This is a genomic window from Microbulbifer sp. MKSA007, assembly GCA_032615215.1.
In the GTDB taxonomy this organism is placed as follows: Bacteria; Pseudomonadota; Gammaproteobacteria; order Pseudomonadales; family Cellvibrionaceae; genus Microbulbifer.
Genome location: CP128431.1, coordinates 209146 through 227688 on the forward strand (window position 1 = coordinate 209146; position 18543 = coordinate 227688).

The following is an 18543-nucleotide window of genomic DNA, read 5'->3' on the forward strand; positions in this document are numbered from 1 at the left end:
TTAATTTCCAACGCGCACCTTTAACTGCTCACAGTTTTGCAGTCTTTCTCCATAGAAAACAACGGGTAGTCACCACCGTTCCGCTACCTGCATTTGTTTTTTTGCCACAAATAAGGTATTTACATCCCCATATATGAGCTGAGTATTTACTACAATCTCAATTCGATATTGACGGAAACGTGGATAGAATTTTTATGAAATTTTCTCGTATGTTAGCGAATTCAAATAAGGCTTCAGCGACTTCGCATTTCCTAAAGTCAACAATGGTTGTAGCTCCGCTCCTTGCGTTCTTGGCAGGATGTGCTGCTCTTCCCTCCGCAGGGCCGATTTCTTCGGAGATACAAGCAGCTTCTTCTGAGCGCCGTGCCGAGCCTTTTGATTATCACCTGATTGACTTGGATGATAATGTTACCTCAGTCCTTTCAGCTTACCAGCCGAACGGTCTGGCGAAGGTATTTACTGGCGGGAGATGGGCGCCTAAGCATATAGTCGGGATCGGCGATACTGTTTCTGTTGTCGTCTGGGAGCAAGGCAATGATCGCCTATTTACGCCAACCGGTCAGGCTGGTGGCGTAGAGCTTGGTCCGTTCATGGTCAACCAGAGTGGCGCGATTACAATACCTTACGTTGGTAAAGTACATGCGCGAGGTAAATCTGTTGAGCGGCTTCAGGAAGCGCTCCAGGTGGCTCTCGATCGTAAAGCAACCAACCCGCAAGTGATCGTTACTCTGAAGCAAAATGCCAGCAGCCTAGTAACAGTGAATGGAGCCGTTCGCCAACCAGGCCAATATCCATTGGATCTCAGCGGTAAAAAACTGCTTGATGTTGTCGCGAATGCCGGGGGCAATGCATCCCCAGCGACTGAGAGCTATGTCTCAATCTCGCGAAATGGCAAACAAGCTAAGCAGCTTCTGAGCAACGTTTTCCTCAACAATAATGAGAATGTCTACATGCGACCCGGCGATCGTGTTTTTGTAACGCACGATCCGCAGACGTTTACGGCATTCGGTGCTGTGCCAAAGGTTGGTGAGTACCCACTACAGGCATCCAACGTCTCGCTTGTTGAGGCATTAGGCCGCATTGGTGGTCTGGATAAGAATGCAGCGAACTCTCAAGGCCTCTTCGTATTCCGCTACGAAGATCCCCAGGTAATTTCACAACTTAAAACGGAGTATCGCGGTTCAAACTCAGGCAAGGTTCCTGTGATCTACCGCTTAAACATGAGAGATGCCCGCTCATACTTCAAAGGCCAGCTGTTCGCTCTGAGAGACAAAGATGTTGTTTATGTTTCAAGTGCTTATGGAGCAGAACTCAATAAGTTTATAAGCATCTTAAGTGGTACGCTCGCGATCGGAAAAGTTGTAAAGACTTTTTAAACTTGAGGGAACTTAAACACATGCAAACACTGCTCTCTAAATAGAGGTTAAAGCAGACTTTTCAATTTTAATTGTCATGTTATGTTCCATGATAACTGGTTAACTCAAACATGCTCATTTAATTGCGCCTCTACAGACGACTATATGCACTCTTGAAAAGGTGAAGACCTGACATGGAAAAAGGGACAACCACAAACGTCGCTAAAATCCGTCCTGAAGAGTCCGTTCCCCAAGAAAAGGCGGTTCAACGTAGAAGAGCAGCTAAAGTTAAACAGGTTGAACGCCCTAGAAAATTGAAGCCTAATTCCAAAAATGCAGCTTCAATTGTTACATTACCTTTTGACAATGGAAACGAAGAGCAGACAGCTCGTTCGCGTAACCCTTTTGTTTTCTCTGGGCTCAGGCCCCAAGAGTTACGTCGGCGATTGTTGGCGATCTCATTTATTTTGATGGTTTTTGTACCTAGTTTGCTTGGCGCATCTTATTTCTTACTTATTGCTTCGGAACGTTACTCATCTACTATTGGTTTCTCCGTTCGAGGAATGGATGGAACATCTGCTGGGGGGACTTTCTTGGAGCACTTACTGGCCTGGCAAGTGTAGGTACAACAACTACAGATTCTTTTATTCTTATGGATTATCTGGAAGGCCGTGAAGTTGTCGAGCGCTTATCACTAGATCTGAACATCATCGATCATTTCGCTAATAATAATATCGACTTTATTTATCGTTTAGATACTCAACTTCCAGTAGAAGAACTCGTGAGTTACTGGCAAAGCATGATTAGTACCAGCTTTGACAATACATCAAGTATTATAGAAGTGGAGGTGCAGGCCTTTACACCTGAAATGACCGAAAAAATAGCGACTCAAGTGCTCGCTTACGGTTCGGAACTTGTCAACACTCTTTCACAAAACGCACGACGTGACGCGGTCAAGTTCGCAGAAGAAGAAGTCCGTCGCGCAGAACTACGTTTAAAAATAATTCGTATGAGAATGAAAGAGTTTCGCAGTGCTGAAAGCTCTATCGATCCGACCAAAAATGCTGAAGTCCAAATTGAGCTAATTGCAGGGCTCGAAAAGCAACTGTTGGATACACGTTCACGCTTGGCAACACTCGTTGGAACGATAGACGAGAGTTCTCCTACTATACGTCAGTTACGTAAACAAGAAGATGTTTTGATAAAACAGATTCTGAGAAAACGTGATGAAATCAGCGGAAAAGAACCGGTACACTTAGAACAGACTGAAGGCAATACCGATCGTCTTTCTTCCTTATCGTCACTACTTGCAAACTACGAAGAGTTGGTTGTTGAACAAGAGTTCGCCCAGCAAGCCTATACTGCAGCTTTGGCGGGATTAGAACGTTCAAGAGCAGAAGCAGATCGGCAACAAAGATATCTTGCGGTTTTCAATCCTCCTTCAAAGCCTGAAGAGGCTATTTATCCAAGACGACTAATTAATACGCTTATTCTATTCTTGGGTTTGCTCGCAGTTTGGGCCCTTTGCACAGTGATAACCTACTCCATCCGTGACCATTTAAAGTAAAACGATGGAAGGTGTTATTACCACACAAGCACGCGTTCTTGGTGCTCTAGTTTTACGAGAAACTAGAACAGCATTTGGCGATACTCAATTAGGTTATTTCTGGGCCGTGGTTACACCCACGCTCAGCACTCTCGTGTTAGTACTAATCTTCTCGACGGTCGGTCGCGCCCCCGCATTTGGGACGAGTTTTGCCCTTTTCTTTGCAACAGGTGTCTTTCCCTTTCAAACCTATTCAAAGTTGTCGAATTCATTGATGACAGCAATAAATTCCAGCCGTGGATTGTTAAGTTACCCACTTGTCAAAGAAACAGACATTTTATTGTCAAAGTATATTTTAATATCGCTGACATACTTCATGATTATTGTTGTATTTTTTTCTGTTTTAATTTGGCTAGATGAAGCAACTTTTCCAATACATATTGAAAAATGTGCAACAGCTTTTTTTATGCTCACTTTACTCGGCTTAGGAGCCGGTGTGACAAATGCTGTTATCTTTCGATTATGGCCAACTTGGAAGCAGCTTGAAGCGATAATTAGTAGGCCACTTTTTTTCTATCCGGAATATTTTATGTGCCGAGCGAGTTTCCAACTCATATTGTTAGAATGCTCTCTTGGAATCCTGTGCTACATGGAATCGAATGGTTTCGCGAAGGTTACTATGGAAATTACAATAGTATTGTCCTAGATAAATCTTATTTGCTGACAGTGACAGTCACATTGTTAATTGTTGGTTTTTTCGGCGAGCGCCTTTACCGAAAGAAGTCTGTTCGATGATCGAGTTTATCGACGTTCACAAAACATATCGCTTGAGAGGCGTAACTAAGACAATTCTAAAAGGTCTCACGATCCGTTTTCCAAAGGGGAAAAATATTGGAATTCTTGGTCATAATGGTGCTGGCAAGTCGACACTAATGCGTTTGATCGCTGGTGCAGAATTACCTGACAGTGGACGAATAAAACGCAATGTTAAAGTATCTTGGCCCCTTGGTTTCGGCGGAGGTTTTGCCGGCAAGATGACGGGCATTGAAAATGTACGTTTTGTTGCTCGAATGTATGGCGAGGACACAGAGCGAATGGTTGAATTCGTTGAAGACTTTTCTGAACTTGGGCCATCAATGGCACTTCCCATCCAAACATACTCCAGTGGGATGAAAGCTCGTCTTGCGTTTGGTGTGAGTATGGCGATTAATTTCAAATGTTATTTAATCGACGAAGTAACTGCTGTTGGAGATCGACGCTTCAAACGAAAATGTGATGAAGTTTTTGAAACCAAGCTCAAGCATGCAAACATCATCATGATTTCGCATTCCGAAGCTACGATCAAGAAACTTTGCGATAGCGCCTGTCTTCTACATGAGGGCGAGTTGACGATGTATGACTCTGTTGATGAAGCACTGGCTGTGCATCGGGAGAACCAGCTTAAGTAGCTGGGCAAGGTGTCATGTCGGGGCGGTCGGTTCTTATTTTACAGTCTCATCCATCCGGGTTTTGTCGGGCGTTGGTGAAGGAGTTTGAGGCGCAGGGCGTTGCTTATACAGTTGTCAATTTTTCGCTGAGTGACTGGTATTTTCGTGTTGGGTTGGGCGCGAAGAATTATTGGGGGCGGTTGAAGAACTGGCGCACGAAGCTTGAGAAGCTGATTGATGAGAAGGGGGTGACGGACATCCTCTATTATGCGGATCGGCGGCCTTATCATCGTATTGCGCATGATGTTGCCATGAAGCGCGGCATCAACACCTTTGCCTATGAATTTGGGTATATGCGGCCGGACTGGATCACGCTGGAGCGTGGCGGGATGGGGGTCTATTCTCACTTTCCCAATGATCCTGAGCAAATTCAGAAATGCGCAGCAGATCTGCCGGACCTTCGGGCGGCAGGGCGGTTTCCGCATGCCTTTTTGCAAGAAGCGACCAATGAGGTGATTTGCAACCTCATTCCGGTGTTCTTTCCCTACCTCTACCCGTTTTATCAACGTGATCGGTATTATCATCCGTTCCGTGATTACTTCAGTTACATCCCGCGCCTAATGCGTCAGAAGCGGCTTGGCGTGGAAGCGGAAGAGACAATTGCGCGGCTTGTTGAGGAGCATGCCAACTACTTTGTGGTTCCCATGCAGATGCAGGGGGATTATCAGATCCGTCACCACTCGCCTTACAAGCACCTTTCACGCTTTATTCGGGAGCTTTTCAGCACGTTTGCGGAAAGTGCACCTGCTGACAACAAGCTAGTGTTCAAGCTTCATCCGTTTGACAACAACGTGGAGAACTGGCCGCAGGTTATCCGGGATGTTGCAGCGGAATTTGAATGTCTGGACCGGACTATCATCATCGATGGTGGGAACCTGAGAAAGCTGCTCAAGCACTCCCGTGGATGCGTGCTGGTGAACAGTACGGTAGGAATGGAATCTCTGAGTATCGGCGTGCCGGTGAAGGCGATGGGCACCGCTGTCTATGATATTGCCGGATTGACGGATCAACGTTCTTTGGGTGAGTTTTGGAAGGAACCTTTCAAGCCGAATGCTGACCTTTATCACGATCTGGAAAAGCTCATGGGACATACCATTCAGGTGCGTGGAAGCTTTTTCAATCCGGAAGGCCGGCAGCTGGCTGCAAAAGAGTTTGTGAAACGCATATTGAATGACGGCGTCAACGGGCATGGCGCTTATGTTGAAACACCGCCGCGTCTGGCACAGGCCAAGGCGGCGGGTACTCCTATTCCAGATGATTGTTACTGGAGTGACAAATGACTTCAGAAAACAACCGCTGCATTTTGCTGCTGCAAGGGCCACTTTCCAAATACTATGCACGCACAGCGCACCACCTGGAGCAACTGGGTGCGAAGACGCTGAAGGTGCATTTTTGCGGCAGTGATGTGCATGACTGGGAGCAGACTGACTCCATTCACTTTGCGGAGCCGGAAGAGAACTGGGAGCTGTTTCTGGAAGCACTTATCGTTGCGCATGGTGTGACGGACATTCTGCTGCATGGAGATCGCCGCTACTATCACAAGGTGGCCATTGGCGTTGCCAAGCGGCTGGATGTGAACATCATCGCCACCGAGCTAGGCTATCTTCGCCCTGACTGGATGACGGTGGAATTTGGCGGCTGTTCCGCGCTCTCGCACTTCCCGCAAAGCAAGCAGGAGTTGATGGCGTTGGAAACACCTGCGCAGGAGGACAGCAGCACCGTTGTTTATCCGGGCAGTTACAAGCAGATTGTATTGCAAGAGCTGGGGTTCACCTTCTACAACGCGCTGCACGCTCGCAAGTTTCCGCATTATCGCAATCACCGCACGGAGCCGCGCACGCAGGTTTATGGTGGCTGGCTGAGGGCTCGGATGCAGGCCAAGAAACGACGGCAGGAAGCAGAGGTAATCTGGGATCAGCTGAAGCAGAGCGGCATGCCTTATTACCTGTTCGCGTTGCAGCTGAATGGGGATTTTCAGATCAGGGACCACTCTCCGTTTGGCAGCATTTATGAGGCGATTGAGAAAGTCATCGCCTCCTTTGCGTGCAATGCGCCGGATGGAACGCTGCTGCTGTTCAAAAGCCACCCGCTGGAGTACCGCTTCAAGGATCTTTCCCGCGCCATCGTTGAGGCCAGCCGCACGCATGGCGTTGAGGGCCGGACCCAGCTCATCCATGGGCGGACGATCAAAGAGCTGGCAGAGCCATCCCTTGGCATGCTGACTATCAACAGTTCTGCAGGCATTGAGGCGCTGGAGTACGGCGTACCGACCTGCTGCATTCTGCCAACCATTTACGATATGGACGGCCTGACCCATCAGGGCGATTGGGAAGAATTCTGGCGCTCCGCGACGCCGCCAGAGCCGGATGTGTTCCGCAAGTTTGTGGAGGCGCTCAAAGCCACCATTCAGGTGCGCGGCACGCTTTATAACGCGGAAGGGCTGGAAGCGGCCGCGAAGGGAACAGCAGAGAAGATCCTCTCCACCGCCTATGCCGAGCAACGTTTGAAGCGTAAGGAGCCTCCGCGCATGGCCAAGGCGCGGAAGATGGGCGTAACCTACGATCACTTTATGTAGTTTGAGGGGGTGCAGTGCAGATCTGTCTGATTTCCAACGCGAGTGTCTACACAGATGTGGCCCTGCATTCATTGCTGGCACACCCTGAGATCAAGATCGCAGGGTTGGTCAAGTGCACCTCTGTCGTTGGCAAACGGGATGACTGGCGGGCCTATAAAGATCTGATCCTGCGCTCTGGTCCGCTATATGCAGGCTATCTGGGTGCAGTCACCAAGCCTGCTTACCGGCTACCTCACGTCCCAAAATGGAAGAGCATGAGCGTTTGGGCGCACAGCCTGCAATGCCCTATCCTGCGTACGACGGATGTAAGTGCCCCACAAACTTTGGATTTCATAGAGAGCTGCCAGCCGGACATCATTCTGACCGTACATCTGGGGCAGATCCTGAATGCCGCGTTTTATGAGCGGTTCGCAGGCAAGACCTACAACATTCACCCGGGCAAACTGCCGATTTATAAAGGGCCAGATCCGGTCTTTCATGCGATCATGGAAAATGAGCAGGCCTTTACGGTGAGCCTGCATGAGAGCATTCAGAGGATTGATGCGGGCAAGGTGCTGGCGGAAACGACGGTGGTGCCTGTGAGGCGAACGCTCTTCCGTACCAATCTGGAGCTTTTCAGCAAAGCGGGGCAATTGGTCGGCTCGCATTTCCTTGGCAAGAATGACTGCATGCCTGTGCCAGATGACAGGGCCCCGCGATATCGCAGCTGGCCCACCAATGGCGAGGTTCTGCGTTTTCTGGCGCGAGGCCACAGGCTCTAAGCTCTGATTACGCGTGTTCTCACAGAACCTACAAACACAATCTAGTCAGCTCTGGCAGCCACCTTCTCAGTTGCTTCTGGTTCACTAGCTGCTGCCTTTTCTGCATCGCGGATACGCTGACGGGAGAGGGAGAACAGGCCTGCGCCAACAACGATGATTGCGCCCAGAATAGTGCTCCAGACCGGCAGATCGGAGAACACGATGAAGCCAATCGGGATGGACCAGACGAGCTGCAGATAGTTGAACGGCTGGATATCGCTTGCCTGTGCCAGCGAAAGAGCCTTCATCAGCAGGAAGTGCGCGGAGGTTCCGGTGGCGCAGATGCCAAGCAGCAGAACCCACTCCACCTCATCAAACGCCATCATGTGCTGAGAGCCGATGATGGTGGAAAGCACGGTGCCCACGATGCCCACGTAAAGGAACGAAGTCAGCGCGCTGTCATCCTGGCTCGCAAGGCGTGTGAACAGCTGGTAGAGCGCGAAGCTGACGGAAGCGGCCAAAGCCACAACAGCACCCCAGCCGCCGATGTTGCCATCCGGCTGCAGCATGATCAGCAGGCCCGCCATGCCGCACACCATTGCCGTAATGCGGCGCCAGCCAACGGTTTCACCCAAAAACACAGCAGCAAGGCCGGTGACGATCAACGGATGGGCTTGAAAGATTGCAGTCACATCCGCCAGCCCCAGCATGCTGAAGGCAAAGGTGATCAGGCAGATTTCGGCAAACAGCAGCAGACCGCGGAAGATTTGCAGGCCCGGGCGTTTTGTGCGCACCACATTGTAGAGCCCCTGCTCGCTGATCATGGCCCAACCAACAGCAATCGCCAGCAACACCCAGAAACGCACCATCATGATGAACCAGACCGGATGATCTGACACCAGCTGCTTGGTGATCGCATCCTGCATCGCGAAGATGAGCGTAGACAGGATTGTAAGCGCGATACCCATGTTTCGCTTGCTGAGGAACTGAGCCATTTTTTGTCCTTGCTAGCAGCACAAATCCGCTTACGGAGACGAACCAGAAAGCGAATGGAGAGGGAGGAAATGTGCTGAAAAGTAATTCTGAATGCCAATCGACATTAATAATGCACGTATACTCTGATGCATCACAAAGCAAATGCAAAAAACGCAGAGCAGCTATTTTTGCATCACAGTTCGTTTAGGCAGCGTCGTTTTGCGGAAGTGAGCGCGCTTTAGCTTCGGTGCTGGTTACGTTTGCGATAGCTCAACAGCGGCTGAAACCAAAGGATTTGAGAATGAAACACCTTTTCCGGCTATTGGTCTTTCTCTCCCTCGCTCTGTCCTCAGTCAGCGCAGTCTCTGCTGATCAGCTGGATTCAAACGTCGCCATAGCCAGAAGTTCTCTGAAAGACTTTGCCCTGATCTCCTGCCTCATAGCCATTGATCCGGGCAGCTCGCTTGCCAATGATCTGGCGCTATCCAAGCGGGCGTTTTCCTTTGCCGGCAAGGGCCACTACATGATCATGCAGGATGAGTATACGTTGGAGATGACGCACGATCCCTACTATGAAACAGTCGTTCTCATGCTTCAGGAAGCACAGAAGTTCATCGGGATCATGAAAAGCGGAGAGATCTCACAGAGCTACGGGTGTTTTCAGGTCTACCACTCGCAAACCTTTGATGCATTTATTGCCACGCAGGATGAGTACATCTTGCCGAACTGAAAGCCACCTAATTAGCAGCCTTCTGGTGCTTCGCGCAGCTCAGCAGGTTCGTCGCAAACACGCACGACTTTGGACAGCAGGACAGTCACAAACGGGAAGACCAGCGAACTGATGACCACGGCCAGTGCAAACGCGACGGAAAAGGACTTGAACCACAGGGCCATAAAGTTTTCGACGAACCCGAGGTTCAGAACCAGCATGGCAAAGGACATCAGCAGGCTCATAAAAAAGGAAATGCTGATCCGCAGCAGGTAGCCATAGGTTCGTGGGGAAACATTCATACACTTATCTCTTATTTATTTTGAACTCAAAATATATGAAATCAAGTCAAACTGTCAAGATACCCCGCTGCATGGCAGATATGCAGTTTTACGGTTACATCCGCCCCTTCAGGACCACCAGCAATTGCATTGTATTTTCAATATGATCCGAAGTTTATTTCAGCGAATTATTAAAAAGGCCGCGGCTACACTCCGCCATCGGGTCAATCCCGCGAGGACCCTCGATGTGACCAGTATGATGCAATCGAGTCAGGCTCTATGGATACAAACAACAGCTTATATCGCCCCCCGGCACCTCACCCTTACACCGAAGGTACGGGGGATTTTGATGGCGTTGAAACAAACCTCCTAAAGCACCTTCCCGAAGAACTCTACAAAGCAGATGTCGTTGATATCTCTACCTCTGACCGCACCAACTATCTGGTCAACGACCCTGATCTGATCTCCGTTATTTTTGAAGAAAAGCCCGAAATCTTCGTCAAAGCAGAAGGCATGATCGAGTTGCTGCGCCCTTTGCTGGGTGACCACCCGATCGTAACCAGCAACAATCGCTGTCTGGACCAGCGCGACATGATCCGCCCCATCGGCACCATGCGCACGCAGCAGGTCAACTTTGAGCATATTCAGGATTCCATTGGCCGGTTCAGCGATTACTGCGAAGAAATTCAGAACGAGAATCGGGTCATCGACCTGTCTTTGCTGCTTCGCCGCCTCAACGCAGATATCGCCTATCGCATGCTGTTCTCCAACGAGCTGCCCACTGATGTGTTCAAGGAGATCAACTCCCACGCCCGCGATTTTGAGCTGCGCATCTCACAGCTGATCCGCGAAACGGCTGAGCAAGGCGTGGCCTGGCAGTTGCCCAAGCTGCCGCAAACGGCCATGTATGCCGCGCAGCAGCTGCGCTATCTGGTGAGCATGCTCATTGATGGCAACATCCAGAGCAACAGCTTCTCCCACCACAGTTTCCTGCACAAATTCCTCATCGCCCGCTCTCCTGAAACCAACATTCCCTTCACCCGCAAGCAGTTGATTGACCACGTCACCACCATCCTGAACAGTCAGGAGCTTGCCGCCGCCGTGCTGATGTGGGCATTTTTTGTGCTGTCACAGTGCCCTGAAGCCAAGCAGAAGATCAGAGAAGAAGTGCGCAAGGTCGCCGGGCATGATGACATTCACTTTGAGCAGCTCTCCCGCCTCAGATACACCCGCAATGTGTTCCGTGAGATCCTGCGCCTTTATCCGCCGATCCCACACCTGACCCGCCGCGCCAGCAGGCCGCTCAAGCTGGGCAAACTGGATTTGCAGGAAGGAACGCAGATCACCGTTTCTCCATGGATCGTGCACCGGCACAAGCAGTACTGGTTTAACCCGGATCGCTTTGATCCGGAGCGCTACATGCGCAAGGATCAGCACATCATCATGAAGAGCTTTCTGCCATTTGGCCGTGGCCTGCGCATGTGCACCGGCGCCAGCTCCGCCATTCTGCAAGGCACCCTCATCCTCGCTCGCATTGTCAGCAAATTCGACATCGACATCCTCAACGCCGACAAGGTAGAACCGGAGGGCGTGCTCTTCCTGGAACCAACCCGTCCCATCGTCTGCAAGGTCACGCCGGTTTAAGCGCAGATAAACCCTCGACGTCCCGTCCTGATCAATGCTAGGGAAGCGCAATGCTGCATGCAGGGGGAAAGCGATGTCCATTGAATTGAAACCCATGATACAGGCCGATGTGCCTGCGCTGATGAACCTGTTTCAGCTCTACCTCTATGACATGTCAAAATACATGCACTGGCCGATCTCCAAGGAAGGCCGGTTTGAGTTTGACGAGAACATCGTGCTTGCCTACTTCCAGCAGGCAGATCATCACCCCTACTTCATCATGAGCAGCAGCGAGATCGCTGGGTTCGCGCTGGTCCGACGTTATCCTTATGATGCCGATCTCATCGACATGGGCCAGTTCTTCATTCTTGGAAAGTTCAAGCGGCAAGGGCTGGGACAGGCCGCGTTAAGAGCCTGCCTGCAACGACACCCCGGCGATTGGCAAGTGCGTGTCCTGCCCCAAAACGCAGGCGCCCAGAGCTTCTGGACCAAAACCATCGCAGCCCTCACCAACAGCGCTCATCACATCAGCACGGGTGACTATCAGGGCACGGAAATGACCTTCATCCATTTCTCCAGCAAGAGCGCTCTTTGCTCTGCGGATTAGCAAAGACAGGTTGCAGAAGGTAGCTGTCTTGCTCTCGCTGTAATCTCCCGATCAGGACGACAACTGGTGTTGATATCTCAGCAATAATCCTGTGTCGTCTTGACGTGCTATTCCTAAAACCCCGTTATGCGGGTCTTTAGAATCCGAACATGGGGTCAACTTTGAAAATTCAGGCGCTATGGCATTACCCAATCAAATCCCTACTTGGAGAAACACTTACTAAACTCGACCTGAATGAACGAGGTGTGGTTGGCGATAGGCATTTCGCTATTGCCGATGCTCAAGGAAAATTCGGAAGTGGCAAGAACACCCGGCGTTTCAAACGTATAGACAATCTGTTGTCATTACGTGCCATGACAGAGGATGGTATTGTATCAATTGGTTTTCCGGATGGGTGCTTCATTGATGTTAACTCGGAAAAAATCAATCACCAACTCACTGAATTTCTTGGACAACCAGTGTCAGTAGTCCCAGAGCGAAACATCCCACATTTTGACGACGGGCCAGTACACCTATTGCTTTCATCGGAAATCGCAAAATTGCAGAGCCTTGCTCCAAATGCCCGAATTGACGAGCGCCGTTTCCGCCCAAATATCATCTTGGATGTTCCGAAGCACATGACTGATGACGATTTAGTTGGCAAGTTACTGAGAATTGGCGATGTACAGTTGGAAGTCACACACAAAACGGAGCGCTGCAGGATGGTGACCATTGAACAAGATGATCTTAGATTTGAACCAGACATCTTGCGACCAATTGCACGCGATTTCGATGTTAAGTTTGGCATCTATGCTAAGGTTGTCCAATCTGGTCGGATTGCCGTAGGGCAAGAGGTGAGTGTCTCATAGCCTAACATCGCACAAACCTCAGAAGCGCCTTCCTAGATAAAGCAAACAACAAATACTCGATTATGATTGGAGAATTGAATGAGCCAACATGCGATTAAGGCCCATAGCCTTCTTGGTGCATTTGTTGCGGATGCAGCGTCCCTTGGGCTGCACTGGCTTTATGATGTTGAGCGCATTCACCATGTCACGCAGGAACAGCACGATTCCGCTGCCTTTGTTCCGCTGACGCCATCCTACTTTGAGAGCGTCCCTGCCTACTTCGCCCATGCGAACAGGCAGGATGGTCAGTTCACCCAATACGGTGAAAACCTGCATCTGACGCTGCAACACCTGCTGGCGCATGACAAGCATCTGAAGATGGAAGAGTTTCAGCAGGCATTTGCCGCGCACTTTGGTGCTGGCGGCACCTACAACGGTTACATCGACCGCCCAACCCGTGGCACGCTGGAAAATATCGCCAATGAGAAGCTGACGCCTTCCGGAGTTGATGATGATCAGCTCCCGGCCCTCTCCAAGATTCCCACAGTGCTGTTTGCCTACGACCAGAGCGATCAGATGCAGGATCAGGTGGAAGCCATCATCCGCTCTACCAACGACAACGAAGAATCCGTCGCTTACGGCTTTGTGTTCGCGGACCTTCTGGACCGCGTGGTCAATGGCGAAGATCTGCAGGACGCTTTGACGGCAGCCGCCGACGGTGCGCACCCTGACATTCAAGGCAAACTGAAAGCCGCGCTGGAAGCAACCGAAACGGATTCCGTCAGCTACGGAGAGACCACAGGTCGGGCCTGCCATCTTGAAATGGGCGTTCCGCTCAGCTTCCACATTCTGAAGAACACCGGGTCTTATCGCGAAGCCGTTGAGACCAACATTCTGGCAGGCGGCGACAGCGCCGGACGCTCCATCCTGATCGGTGCAGTGCTCGGTGCCATCCATGGTCTGGACACCGACAAAGGCATCCCGCTCTCATGGATCCTAAAGGTGCAAAACAACGCCCACCTCTGGCAAGAATGCTGCGAACTGGCGGGGCATAGCTAGGGGAAGTTGGAGGCGGAGCAGCTACTTTAGCTCCAGCAAACTTCAGGAACTCTCAGGTGGTCTGCGTTTTGAAGCTCGTAGGCCACTCCTGAAACGAGAGAACCATCGGGCAGCTCGCAGGCAAGCGGGGTTCGGGCAAATTCCTTGAACCCCAGTTTTCGGGCAAGTCGTGCGCTCCCTTCGTTTGGTTCAGCATGTCCAGTGGTTAACAGACGCGCTGACAATGCATCAAAGGCAACCACGACCATCGCGCTTACGGCTTCAGAACCAAACCCACGGCGTGCCCACTGAGAGCGTATCCAGTAAGTCAGCCTGAACTGGCCGCGTCGCCAAACCGGCAAAAGCTCAATAAAGCCAATGAACTTACCTTCATGAAAGATGCTGAAAGGCAGCCGTTCTCTCAGGTCAAATAGCCGTATTTGCTCAGCCAATTGTGTTGTCTGCCAACTTTGGCTGGCTTCCTGTTCCCTGTCTCCCATCACTTCGTGAAACCATGGCAGAAGCTCTTCAAAACTTTCAACGCGGGCTTCAGCAAGCTGCGCCGCAGTGCATTCAGCGGGCTTCAAAATCTGCAAATGCTTTGTCTGCACTTGTTCTGGCACTGAAATGGAAAGAGGGTCTATAAGACGCGCCTTTGGCAACATGGTCCGGTCTCTGCAGCATGGAGTTATTCAGAAACTATGCATGAAGACTGCTTGAAAATGAAGCGCTGCTTCCACGACTAAGCCATTTGAGAAAACAGTCGAGCAAAGTTCATTCTGCTGGGACTTTCGAGGCGCATCTGGTTTCTTATGCATGCTGCGTAAATTCGATTAAACGCAGGGTTTTCGCAGAGGTTTGAAAGTGTCTCGACGCTTTCTCGGTTTGTTAGGGCTGTCCCTGAGTTTCCCTTGTGGGTGGAGATAAAACACCTCAAGGTTGCAGTCGCATCTCTTTCAAACCAAAGTGTTTCCCATGGTCATTCCTCCCCGTAAACGCAGCATTAGCCGCCGGAATTTCCTAAAGACATCAGCATCTTCCATCGTGGTTGCCAGCTTGTTTGAGCTGAACCTGAACAAGCCCAATGTGTCCTCAAGCGGTAAAAGCGTCATCATTGTTGGCGCTGGTATTGCCGGTTTGACCGCCGCTCGTGATCTCATGGATGCGGGCTACACCGTGCTGGTGCTGGAGGCTAGCAACAAGATTGGCGGTCGCATTCGCACCAATCGCGCGCTTGGCGTTCCCATCGAGGAAGGGGCTGGTTGGATCCACGGGCCAGATGACAACCCCATCATGAAGCTCGTCCACCAGATGGGCCAAAAGACCTTCGTGACCAAGGACTCCAACTTCACCGTCTATGACCATCGTGGCCAGACAGTTTCCAACGAGATGATCTCGAAAATGGGTGAAGAGCACTATGAGATGCTGGATCTGATCAGCAACGGCATGACGAAAGATATGCCCCTTTCTGAAGCGCTAGAGCATATTGCACCGAAGATGTCCCGCGATCCGGTGTTCAAGTGGATGACCTCCGCCTACACCGAATTTGATACCGGCAGCCCGGTCAATGAGCTCTCGGCCATGTACTTCAGTCAGGATGACATGTTCGAGGGCGAAGATGTGGTGTTGGTAGATGGGTACGACCGGCTTTTGGAACCGCTCACCCATGGTATCGCGATACTCACTCGCAAACCTGTCCGCCGCATCGCGTACCATGATCGCGCGGGCGTGTTCGTACAGACGGATCGGGAGATTTTTGAGAGTGATTTTGTGATTGTCACGGCCCCGCTCGGGGTGCTCAAGTCAGAGGACATTGAGTTCATCCCACCGCTGCCCGAAACACATAGGAACGCAATTGAACGCGTTGGTATGGGAGACATCACAAAAGTCGCAATGAAATTCGACGACCTGCACTGGCCTGAAAACACTCAATATTTTGGCTTAATGACGCAAACGCAGGGCCGCTGGAATTATTTTCTCAATCATAAGCCCTTTATCGACGCAAACGTACTCACCGCGCTCAGCTTCGGCAACTATTCCCGTATGATCGAGACCATGGATCACGACTATATGCTTGAAGATGCAATGAAAGCGGTGCGTGTCATGTTTGGTGCAGACACGCCGGATCCCCGTCACTACATCGCAACCCGCTGGTCGCAGGATCCTTACACCAAAGGCGCTTTCTCCTACGCCAAAGTCGGCTGTAATCCTTATGATTTCAATGTGTTATCCGAACCTGTCGGCAAATGCCTGGCACTGGCGGGAGAGCACACCAACTTCCAATACCACGGTACCGTCCATGGCGCCCACCTGAGCGGAAAAAAGGCGGCAAAAATAGCAATGAAAACAATGATGTAGCGTTGAAGGCATTTCATGCAAAAAGCCGCAGAAAATGACTTCTGCGGCTCTCAAATATTCAAAATTATGCTGTTAACGCAATGCCTTATGCCTTGGCATCAATATCTTCAAGCACATCCAGAAGCTGGTGCGGAAGGCCGATTGTGTAATCCGGCACTTCATCCTGATTGGCAGGCTCTTTTGGATAACGCGGGGTCCAGTTGATCCAGACAGATTTCATCCCCAACCGGTTGGCTCCTGCCACATCACGTTCAAGGTTATTCCCCACCATGACGCAGCCCGCGTAGTCCTGTTCTTCAAGCCCCAGAAGCTTCACCGCTTCAAGGAACATGCGCGGATCTGGCTTATGGCAACCCACGGCTTCGGAGATGGAGCGCGCATCGAGATTTATGCCAGAAATCCATAGCCTTATGGACGTTCTCAAAGCTCTCAACCAGACCATCAGCCACCAGCGCCACCATGTAGCCGCGCTCTTTGAGCCAATCCACCAGCTTATCCCCGCCCGGGATCGGCTCTGCGGAGAGTACTAGTTCCCCCTCAACGAAAATCTGGGAGCTCTCATCAATCAAAGTATCCCCGCTATCAAGGAACACCGCCTTCACGCCTTTCGCCTCACTGCGCAGCTCTTTCAAAACCGCACGAACCCGAGATGGAATAGAAGCCTTCAGCTCCTCCCAAGGCATCATCTCAACAGAGCGCAGATCGAAGATCTGGTCGAAATGATAGGATGGTTTGAAAGCCTTTGATTTCATATACTTACGCGCGACGTGATGATCATAAGGCTTCAAATCTGCCAGCTCCGCTGCAAACATATCCTGCACCAGAATGGTCCCGGAACCTGCTCGCTCACCGCAGCAAATGGTCGTTATCGCAAAGTTTGACCGCAGCGCTTCAGAACTTGCTGCAAAAGCGTGTTTTCCTGGTTCAGAATAAAGGGTTACACGCCCTTCTTCCATCGGCACCTGACCGTTCCATGTGCTCAACTCACCCGCACAGCCATGGGCGCTGCCTTCCACGCGCACCACTTCCCCAGCTTCAGAAAGGTACACCCAGATGTGCTCCAGCTCGTAAAGGTGTTGGATATCCCAATCCCACCAGATGGCGTACTCAATGGCAAGCGCAGCGCCGTTTAGTTTTATTTTCTGGGCACTTGAGACGGAAACACCGTCCTGATCGTAAAGCGTATATCCTAGCGCAGACGGGAGGAAAGGTTCTTTGTCGTCAAACCGGATAACAGGTGCATGCTGCTTCACCAGCACTGCGATATCTGCTGATGTTGCCTCAGAAAAAGACAGAGGGGCTGCGGAAATATTCAATTGAAACTCCTTGTTCTTCTTGTCCGGGAAGAAGGCTGGCGCTTTATGCAGCGCTTGTAGAAAGAGGAAGGGATCCCTTGCGGGGATGGGAAACGGAACGCCGTTGTTTCAGCTCAACGGGCTTGGTCTCATGCAGGCGCTTGCTGGAAGGATTGCGTATCTTTTCAATGATATAGCGGGCCGCCGATGCTCCCATCTCAGCAATTGGCTGCTGGATGGTGGAGAGCTGCGGCGAGGTGATGCTGCTGATCGGGATACCATCGTACCCGAGGATGGAAACATCCTCCGGCACGCGCAAACCACGGTCAAAGCAGGCATGCATCGCACCAATGGCTGCCGTATCCGTTATCGCAAAAAGCGCTGTTATTTCAGGGTTCTGATCCAACAACTCATTCGCTGTCGCATATCCCAGATCATAACGTTTACGCTCATTGGGTTCCGGCAGATACACCGACTTTTCAATCTGGTATTCGCGGGCAACTTCCAGCAGCCCCCGCATGCGCAGGTTGCCCACGCTCTCCCGGCGCGGGTCATGGTCTGCCTTGGTGGCGAGCACGCCGATGTGTTTATGCCCCAACGCCACCAGATAGCGCATGCCAATGCGCCCACCTTCAGTGTTGTCACAAACCACAAAGGATTCGGAGCGACGGCCGGGCAGAATATCGACATAGACCGTCGGAATATCGTTCGCTTGCAAGCGCTTAACGTTCTTCAGCGTTTCGGCTGCTGAGTTGGAAGGGCGTACTATTGCACCCGCCACTTGCATCTCGATCATGGTCTGCGTGTACTTGCGCTCACGCTCTGCTTCTCCCCGTGTGCAGCAGGAGAGGACTTTGAAGCCCTCATCATGCAGCGTCTTTTCGATGGATACATAGAGCATGGTCGCAAACGGGGATTTCTGGTTTTCCAGAAACAGCGCAACCAGATTGGAATCCTGCCGGCGCAAAGACGTGGCCAGACGGTTGGGGCGATACCCCAACTCATCAATCACAGCCTGAATCTTGGCGCGGGTTTCGTCCTTCACCCGCTCGTCTTTATTCAACACCCGGGAAACGGTTGCCGTTGAAACGCCTGCCTTTTCTGCCACATCACGGATACTTGCCATC

General features: G+C 51.1%; 20 protein-coding genes. 14 read left to right on the forward strand and 6 right to left on the reverse strand.

All coding sequences use genetic code 11. The features are described from left to right. The first annotated feature begins 194 nt into the window (after positions 1–194). From QT397_00805 to QT397_00840, 8 genes are all read left to right on the forward strand, one after another. Positions 195–1376, forward strand: a complete 1182-nt coding sequence (locus tag QT397_00805) for a polysaccharide biosynthesis/export family protein (GenBank protein WNZ53942.1) — start codon at positions 195–197, stop codon at positions 1374–1376. A 173-nt stretch (positions 1377–1549) separates the two neighbouring features. Continuing rightward, entirely contained in the window at positions 1550–1978 is a 429-nt protein-coding gene (locus tag QT397_00810; GenBank protein WNZ53943.1) for a hypothetical protein, read from the forward strand. A gap of 29 nt (positions 1979–2007) precedes the next feature. Further along, a complete protein-coding gene (locus tag QT397_00815) occupies positions 2008–2922 on the forward strand; it encodes a hypothetical protein (protein WNZ53944.1) in 915 nt (304 codons plus the stop codon). Between the two features lie 4 nt (positions 2923–2926). After that, the gene (locus QT397_00820; protein WNZ53945.1) at positions 2927–3607 is read left to right on the forward strand and encodes an ABC transporter permease; all 681 of its coding nucleotides are present in this window, start codon (positions 2927–2929) and stop codon (positions 3605–3607) included. Positions 3608–3692: 85 nt separating this feature from the next. Next, positions 3693–4349 (forward strand): ABC transporter ATP-binding protein, encoded by a 657-nt coding sequence (locus tag QT397_00825; GenBank protein ID WNZ53946.1) that lies wholly within the window; start codon positions 3693–3695, stop codon positions 4347–4349. A 74-nt stretch (positions 4350–4423) separates the two neighbouring features. Further along, positions 4424–5668 (forward strand): capsular biosynthesis protein, encoded by a 1245-nt coding sequence (locus QT397_00830; GenBank protein ID WNZ53947.1) that lies wholly within the window; start codon positions 4424–4426, stop codon positions 5666–5668. After that, positions 5665–6963, forward strand: a complete 1299-nt coding sequence (locus tag QT397_00835; GenBank protein WNZ53948.1) for a capsular biosynthesis protein — start codon at positions 5665–5667, stop codon at positions 6961–6963. Before QT397_00830 ends, QT397_00835 begins: the two co-directional genes overlap by 4 nt. A 14-nt stretch (positions 6964–6977) precedes the next feature. Beyond that, positions 6978–7724, forward strand: a complete 747-nt coding sequence (locus QT397_00840) for a formyltransferase family protein (protein ID WNZ53949.1) — start codon at positions 6978–6980, stop codon at positions 7722–7724. A gap of 41 nt (positions 7725–7765) precedes the next feature. Here QT397_00840 and QT397_00845 read toward each other — a convergent pair whose 3' ends face one another. Beyond that, positions 7766–8698, reverse strand: coding sequence for a DMT family transporter (locus QT397_00845; GenBank protein ID WNZ53950.1), 933 nt, complete (start codon positions 8696–8698; stop codon positions 7766–7768). 281 nt (positions 8699–8979) lie between these two features. Between QT397_00845 and QT397_00850 the strand changes: the two genes are divergently transcribed. Beyond that, positions 8980–9408, forward strand: coding sequence for a hypothetical protein (locus QT397_00850; GenBank protein ID WNZ53951.1), 429 nt, complete (start codon positions 8980–8982; stop codon positions 9406–9408). An 11-nt stretch (positions 9409–9419) separates the two neighbouring features. Here the strand turns inward: QT397_00850 and QT397_00855 are convergent, their stop codons facing one another. Further along, entirely contained in the window at positions 9420–9689 is a 270-nt protein-coding gene (locus QT397_00855; GenBank protein ID WNZ53952.1) for a DUF2798 domain-containing protein, read from the reverse strand. A gap of 258 nt (positions 9690–9947) precedes the next feature. Between QT397_00855 and QT397_00860 the strand changes: the two genes are divergently transcribed. The 4 genes from QT397_00860 (at position 9948) to QT397_00875 (ending at position 13784) form a co-directional block, all read left to right on the forward strand. After that, the gene (locus QT397_00860; protein WNZ53953.1) at positions 9948–11312 is read left to right on the forward strand and encodes a cytochrome P450; all 1365 of its coding nucleotides are present in this window, start codon (positions 9948–9950) and stop codon (positions 11310–11312) included. 73 nt (positions 11313–11385) lie between these two features. Next, on the forward strand, positions 11386–11898 hold the full coding sequence (locus QT397_00865) for a GNAT family N-acetyltransferase (GenBank protein WNZ53954.1): 513 nt from the start codon (positions 11386–11388) through the stop codon (positions 11896–11898). Positions 11899–12059: 161 nt separating this feature from the next. Beyond that, positions 12060–12746 (forward strand): MOSC domain-containing protein, encoded by a 687-nt coding sequence (locus tag QT397_00870; protein ID WNZ53955.1) that lies wholly within the window; start codon positions 12060–12062, stop codon positions 12744–12746. Positions 12747–12824: 78 nt separating this feature from the next. Further along, positions 12825–13784: an ADP-ribosylglycohydrolase family protein gene (locus QT397_00875; GenBank protein WNZ53956.1), complete on the forward strand. Its 960-nt coding sequence runs from the start codon at positions 12825–12827 to the stop codon at positions 13782–13784. A gap of 26 nt (positions 13785–13810) precedes the next feature. On the opposite strand, the gene QT397_00880 is transcribed toward QT397_00875, so the two are convergent. Beyond that, positions 13811–14428 (reverse strand): GNAT family N-acetyltransferase, encoded by a 618-nt coding sequence (locus QT397_00880; GenBank protein WNZ53957.1) that lies wholly within the window; start codon positions 14426–14428, stop codon positions 13811–13813. Between the two features lie 310 nt (positions 14429–14738). Between QT397_00880 and QT397_00885 the strand changes: the two genes are divergently transcribed. Beyond that, entirely contained in the window at positions 14739–16121 is a 1383-nt protein-coding gene (locus tag QT397_00885) for an FAD-dependent oxidoreductase (protein ID WNZ53958.1), read from the forward strand. Between the two features lie 85 nt (positions 16122–16206). Here the strand turns inward: QT397_00885 and QT397_00890 are convergent, their stop codons facing one another. Genes QT397_00890 through QT397_00900 form a run of 3 tightly spaced genes read right to left on the reverse strand, consistent with a single transcriptional unit; the run spans position 16207 to position 18542 of the window. Further along, positions 16207–16452 (reverse strand): HAD hydrolase-like protein, encoded by a 246-nt coding sequence (locus QT397_00890; protein WNZ53959.1) that lies wholly within the window; start codon positions 16450–16452, stop codon positions 16207–16209. Positions 16453–16465: 13 nt separating this feature from the next. Continuing rightward, entirely contained in the window at positions 16466–17437 is a 972-nt protein-coding gene (locus QT397_00895; GenBank protein ID WNZ53960.1) for a hypothetical protein, read from the reverse strand. A gap of 43 nt (positions 17438–17480) precedes the next feature. Further along, positions 17481–18542, reverse strand: coding sequence for a LacI family DNA-binding transcriptional regulator (locus QT397_00900; protein WNZ53961.1), 1062 nt, complete (start codon positions 18540–18542; stop codon positions 17481–17483). Between the last annotated feature and the right edge of the window lies 1 nt (position 18543).

What these genes read in the sequence shown, in the direction of transcription:
- QT397_00875 (WNZ53956.1), top strand. Translation starts at nt 12,825, where the DNA reads ATGAGCCAACATGCGATTAAGGCCCATAGCCTTCTTGGTGCATTTGTT.
- QT397_00805 (WNZ53942.1), top strand. Translation starts at nt 195, where the DNA reads ATGAAATTTTCTCGTATGTTAGCGAATTCAAATAAGGCTTCAGCGACT.
- QT397_00820 (WNZ53945.1), top strand. Translation starts at nt 2,927, where the DNA reads ATGGAAGGTGTTATTACCACACAAGCACGCGTTCTTGGTGCTCTAGTT.
- QT397_00860 (WNZ53953.1), top strand. Translation starts at nt 9,948, where the DNA reads ATGGATACAAACAACAGCTTATATCGCCCCCCGGCACCTCACCCTTAC.
- QT397_00865 (WNZ53954.1), top strand. Translation starts at nt 11,386, where the DNA reads ATGTCCATTGAATTGAAACCCATGATACAGGCCGATGTGCCTGCGCTG.
- QT397_00885 (WNZ53958.1), top strand. Translation starts at nt 14,739, where the DNA reads ATGGTCATTCCTCCCCGTAAACGCAGCATTAGCCGCCGGAATTTCCTA.
- QT397_00880 (WNZ53957.1), bottom strand. Translation starts at nt 14,428, where the DNA reads ATGTTGCCAAAGGCGCGTCTTATAGACCCTCTTTCCATTTCAGTGCCA.
- QT397_00810 (WNZ53943.1), top strand. Translation starts at nt 1,550, where the DNA reads ATGGAAAAAGGGACAACCACAAACGTCGCTAAAATCCGTCCTGAAGAG.
- QT397_00900 (WNZ53961.1), bottom strand. Translation starts at nt 18,542, where the DNA reads ATGGCAAGTATCCGTGATGTGGCAGAAAAGGCAGGCGTTTCAACGGCA.
- QT397_00815 (WNZ53944.1), top strand. Translation starts at nt 2,008, where the DNA reads ATGGATTATCTGGAAGGCCGTGAAGTTGTCGAGCGCTTATCACTAGAT.
- QT397_00825 (WNZ53946.1), top strand. Translation starts at nt 3,693, where the DNA reads ATGATCGAGTTTATCGACGTTCACAAAACATATCGCTTGAGAGGCGTA.
- QT397_00855 (WNZ53952.1), bottom strand. Translation starts at nt 9,689, where the DNA reads ATGAATGTTTCCCCACGAACCTATGGCTACCTGCTGCGGATCAGCATT.
- QT397_00850 (WNZ53951.1), top strand. Translation starts at nt 8,980, where the DNA reads ATGAAACACCTTTTCCGGCTATTGGTCTTTCTCTCCCTCGCTCTGTCC.
- QT397_00835 (WNZ53948.1), top strand. Translation starts at nt 5,665, where the DNA reads ATGACTTCAGAAAACAACCGCTGCATTTTGCTGCTGCAAGGGCCACTT.
- QT397_00845 (WNZ53950.1), bottom strand. Translation starts at nt 8,698, where the DNA reads ATGGCTCAGTTCCTCAGCAAGCGAAACATGGGTATCGCGCTTACAATC.
- QT397_00890 (WNZ53959.1), bottom strand. Translation starts at nt 16,452, where the DNA reads ATGTTCCTTGAAGCGGTGAAGCTTCTGGGGCTTGAAGAACAGGACTAC.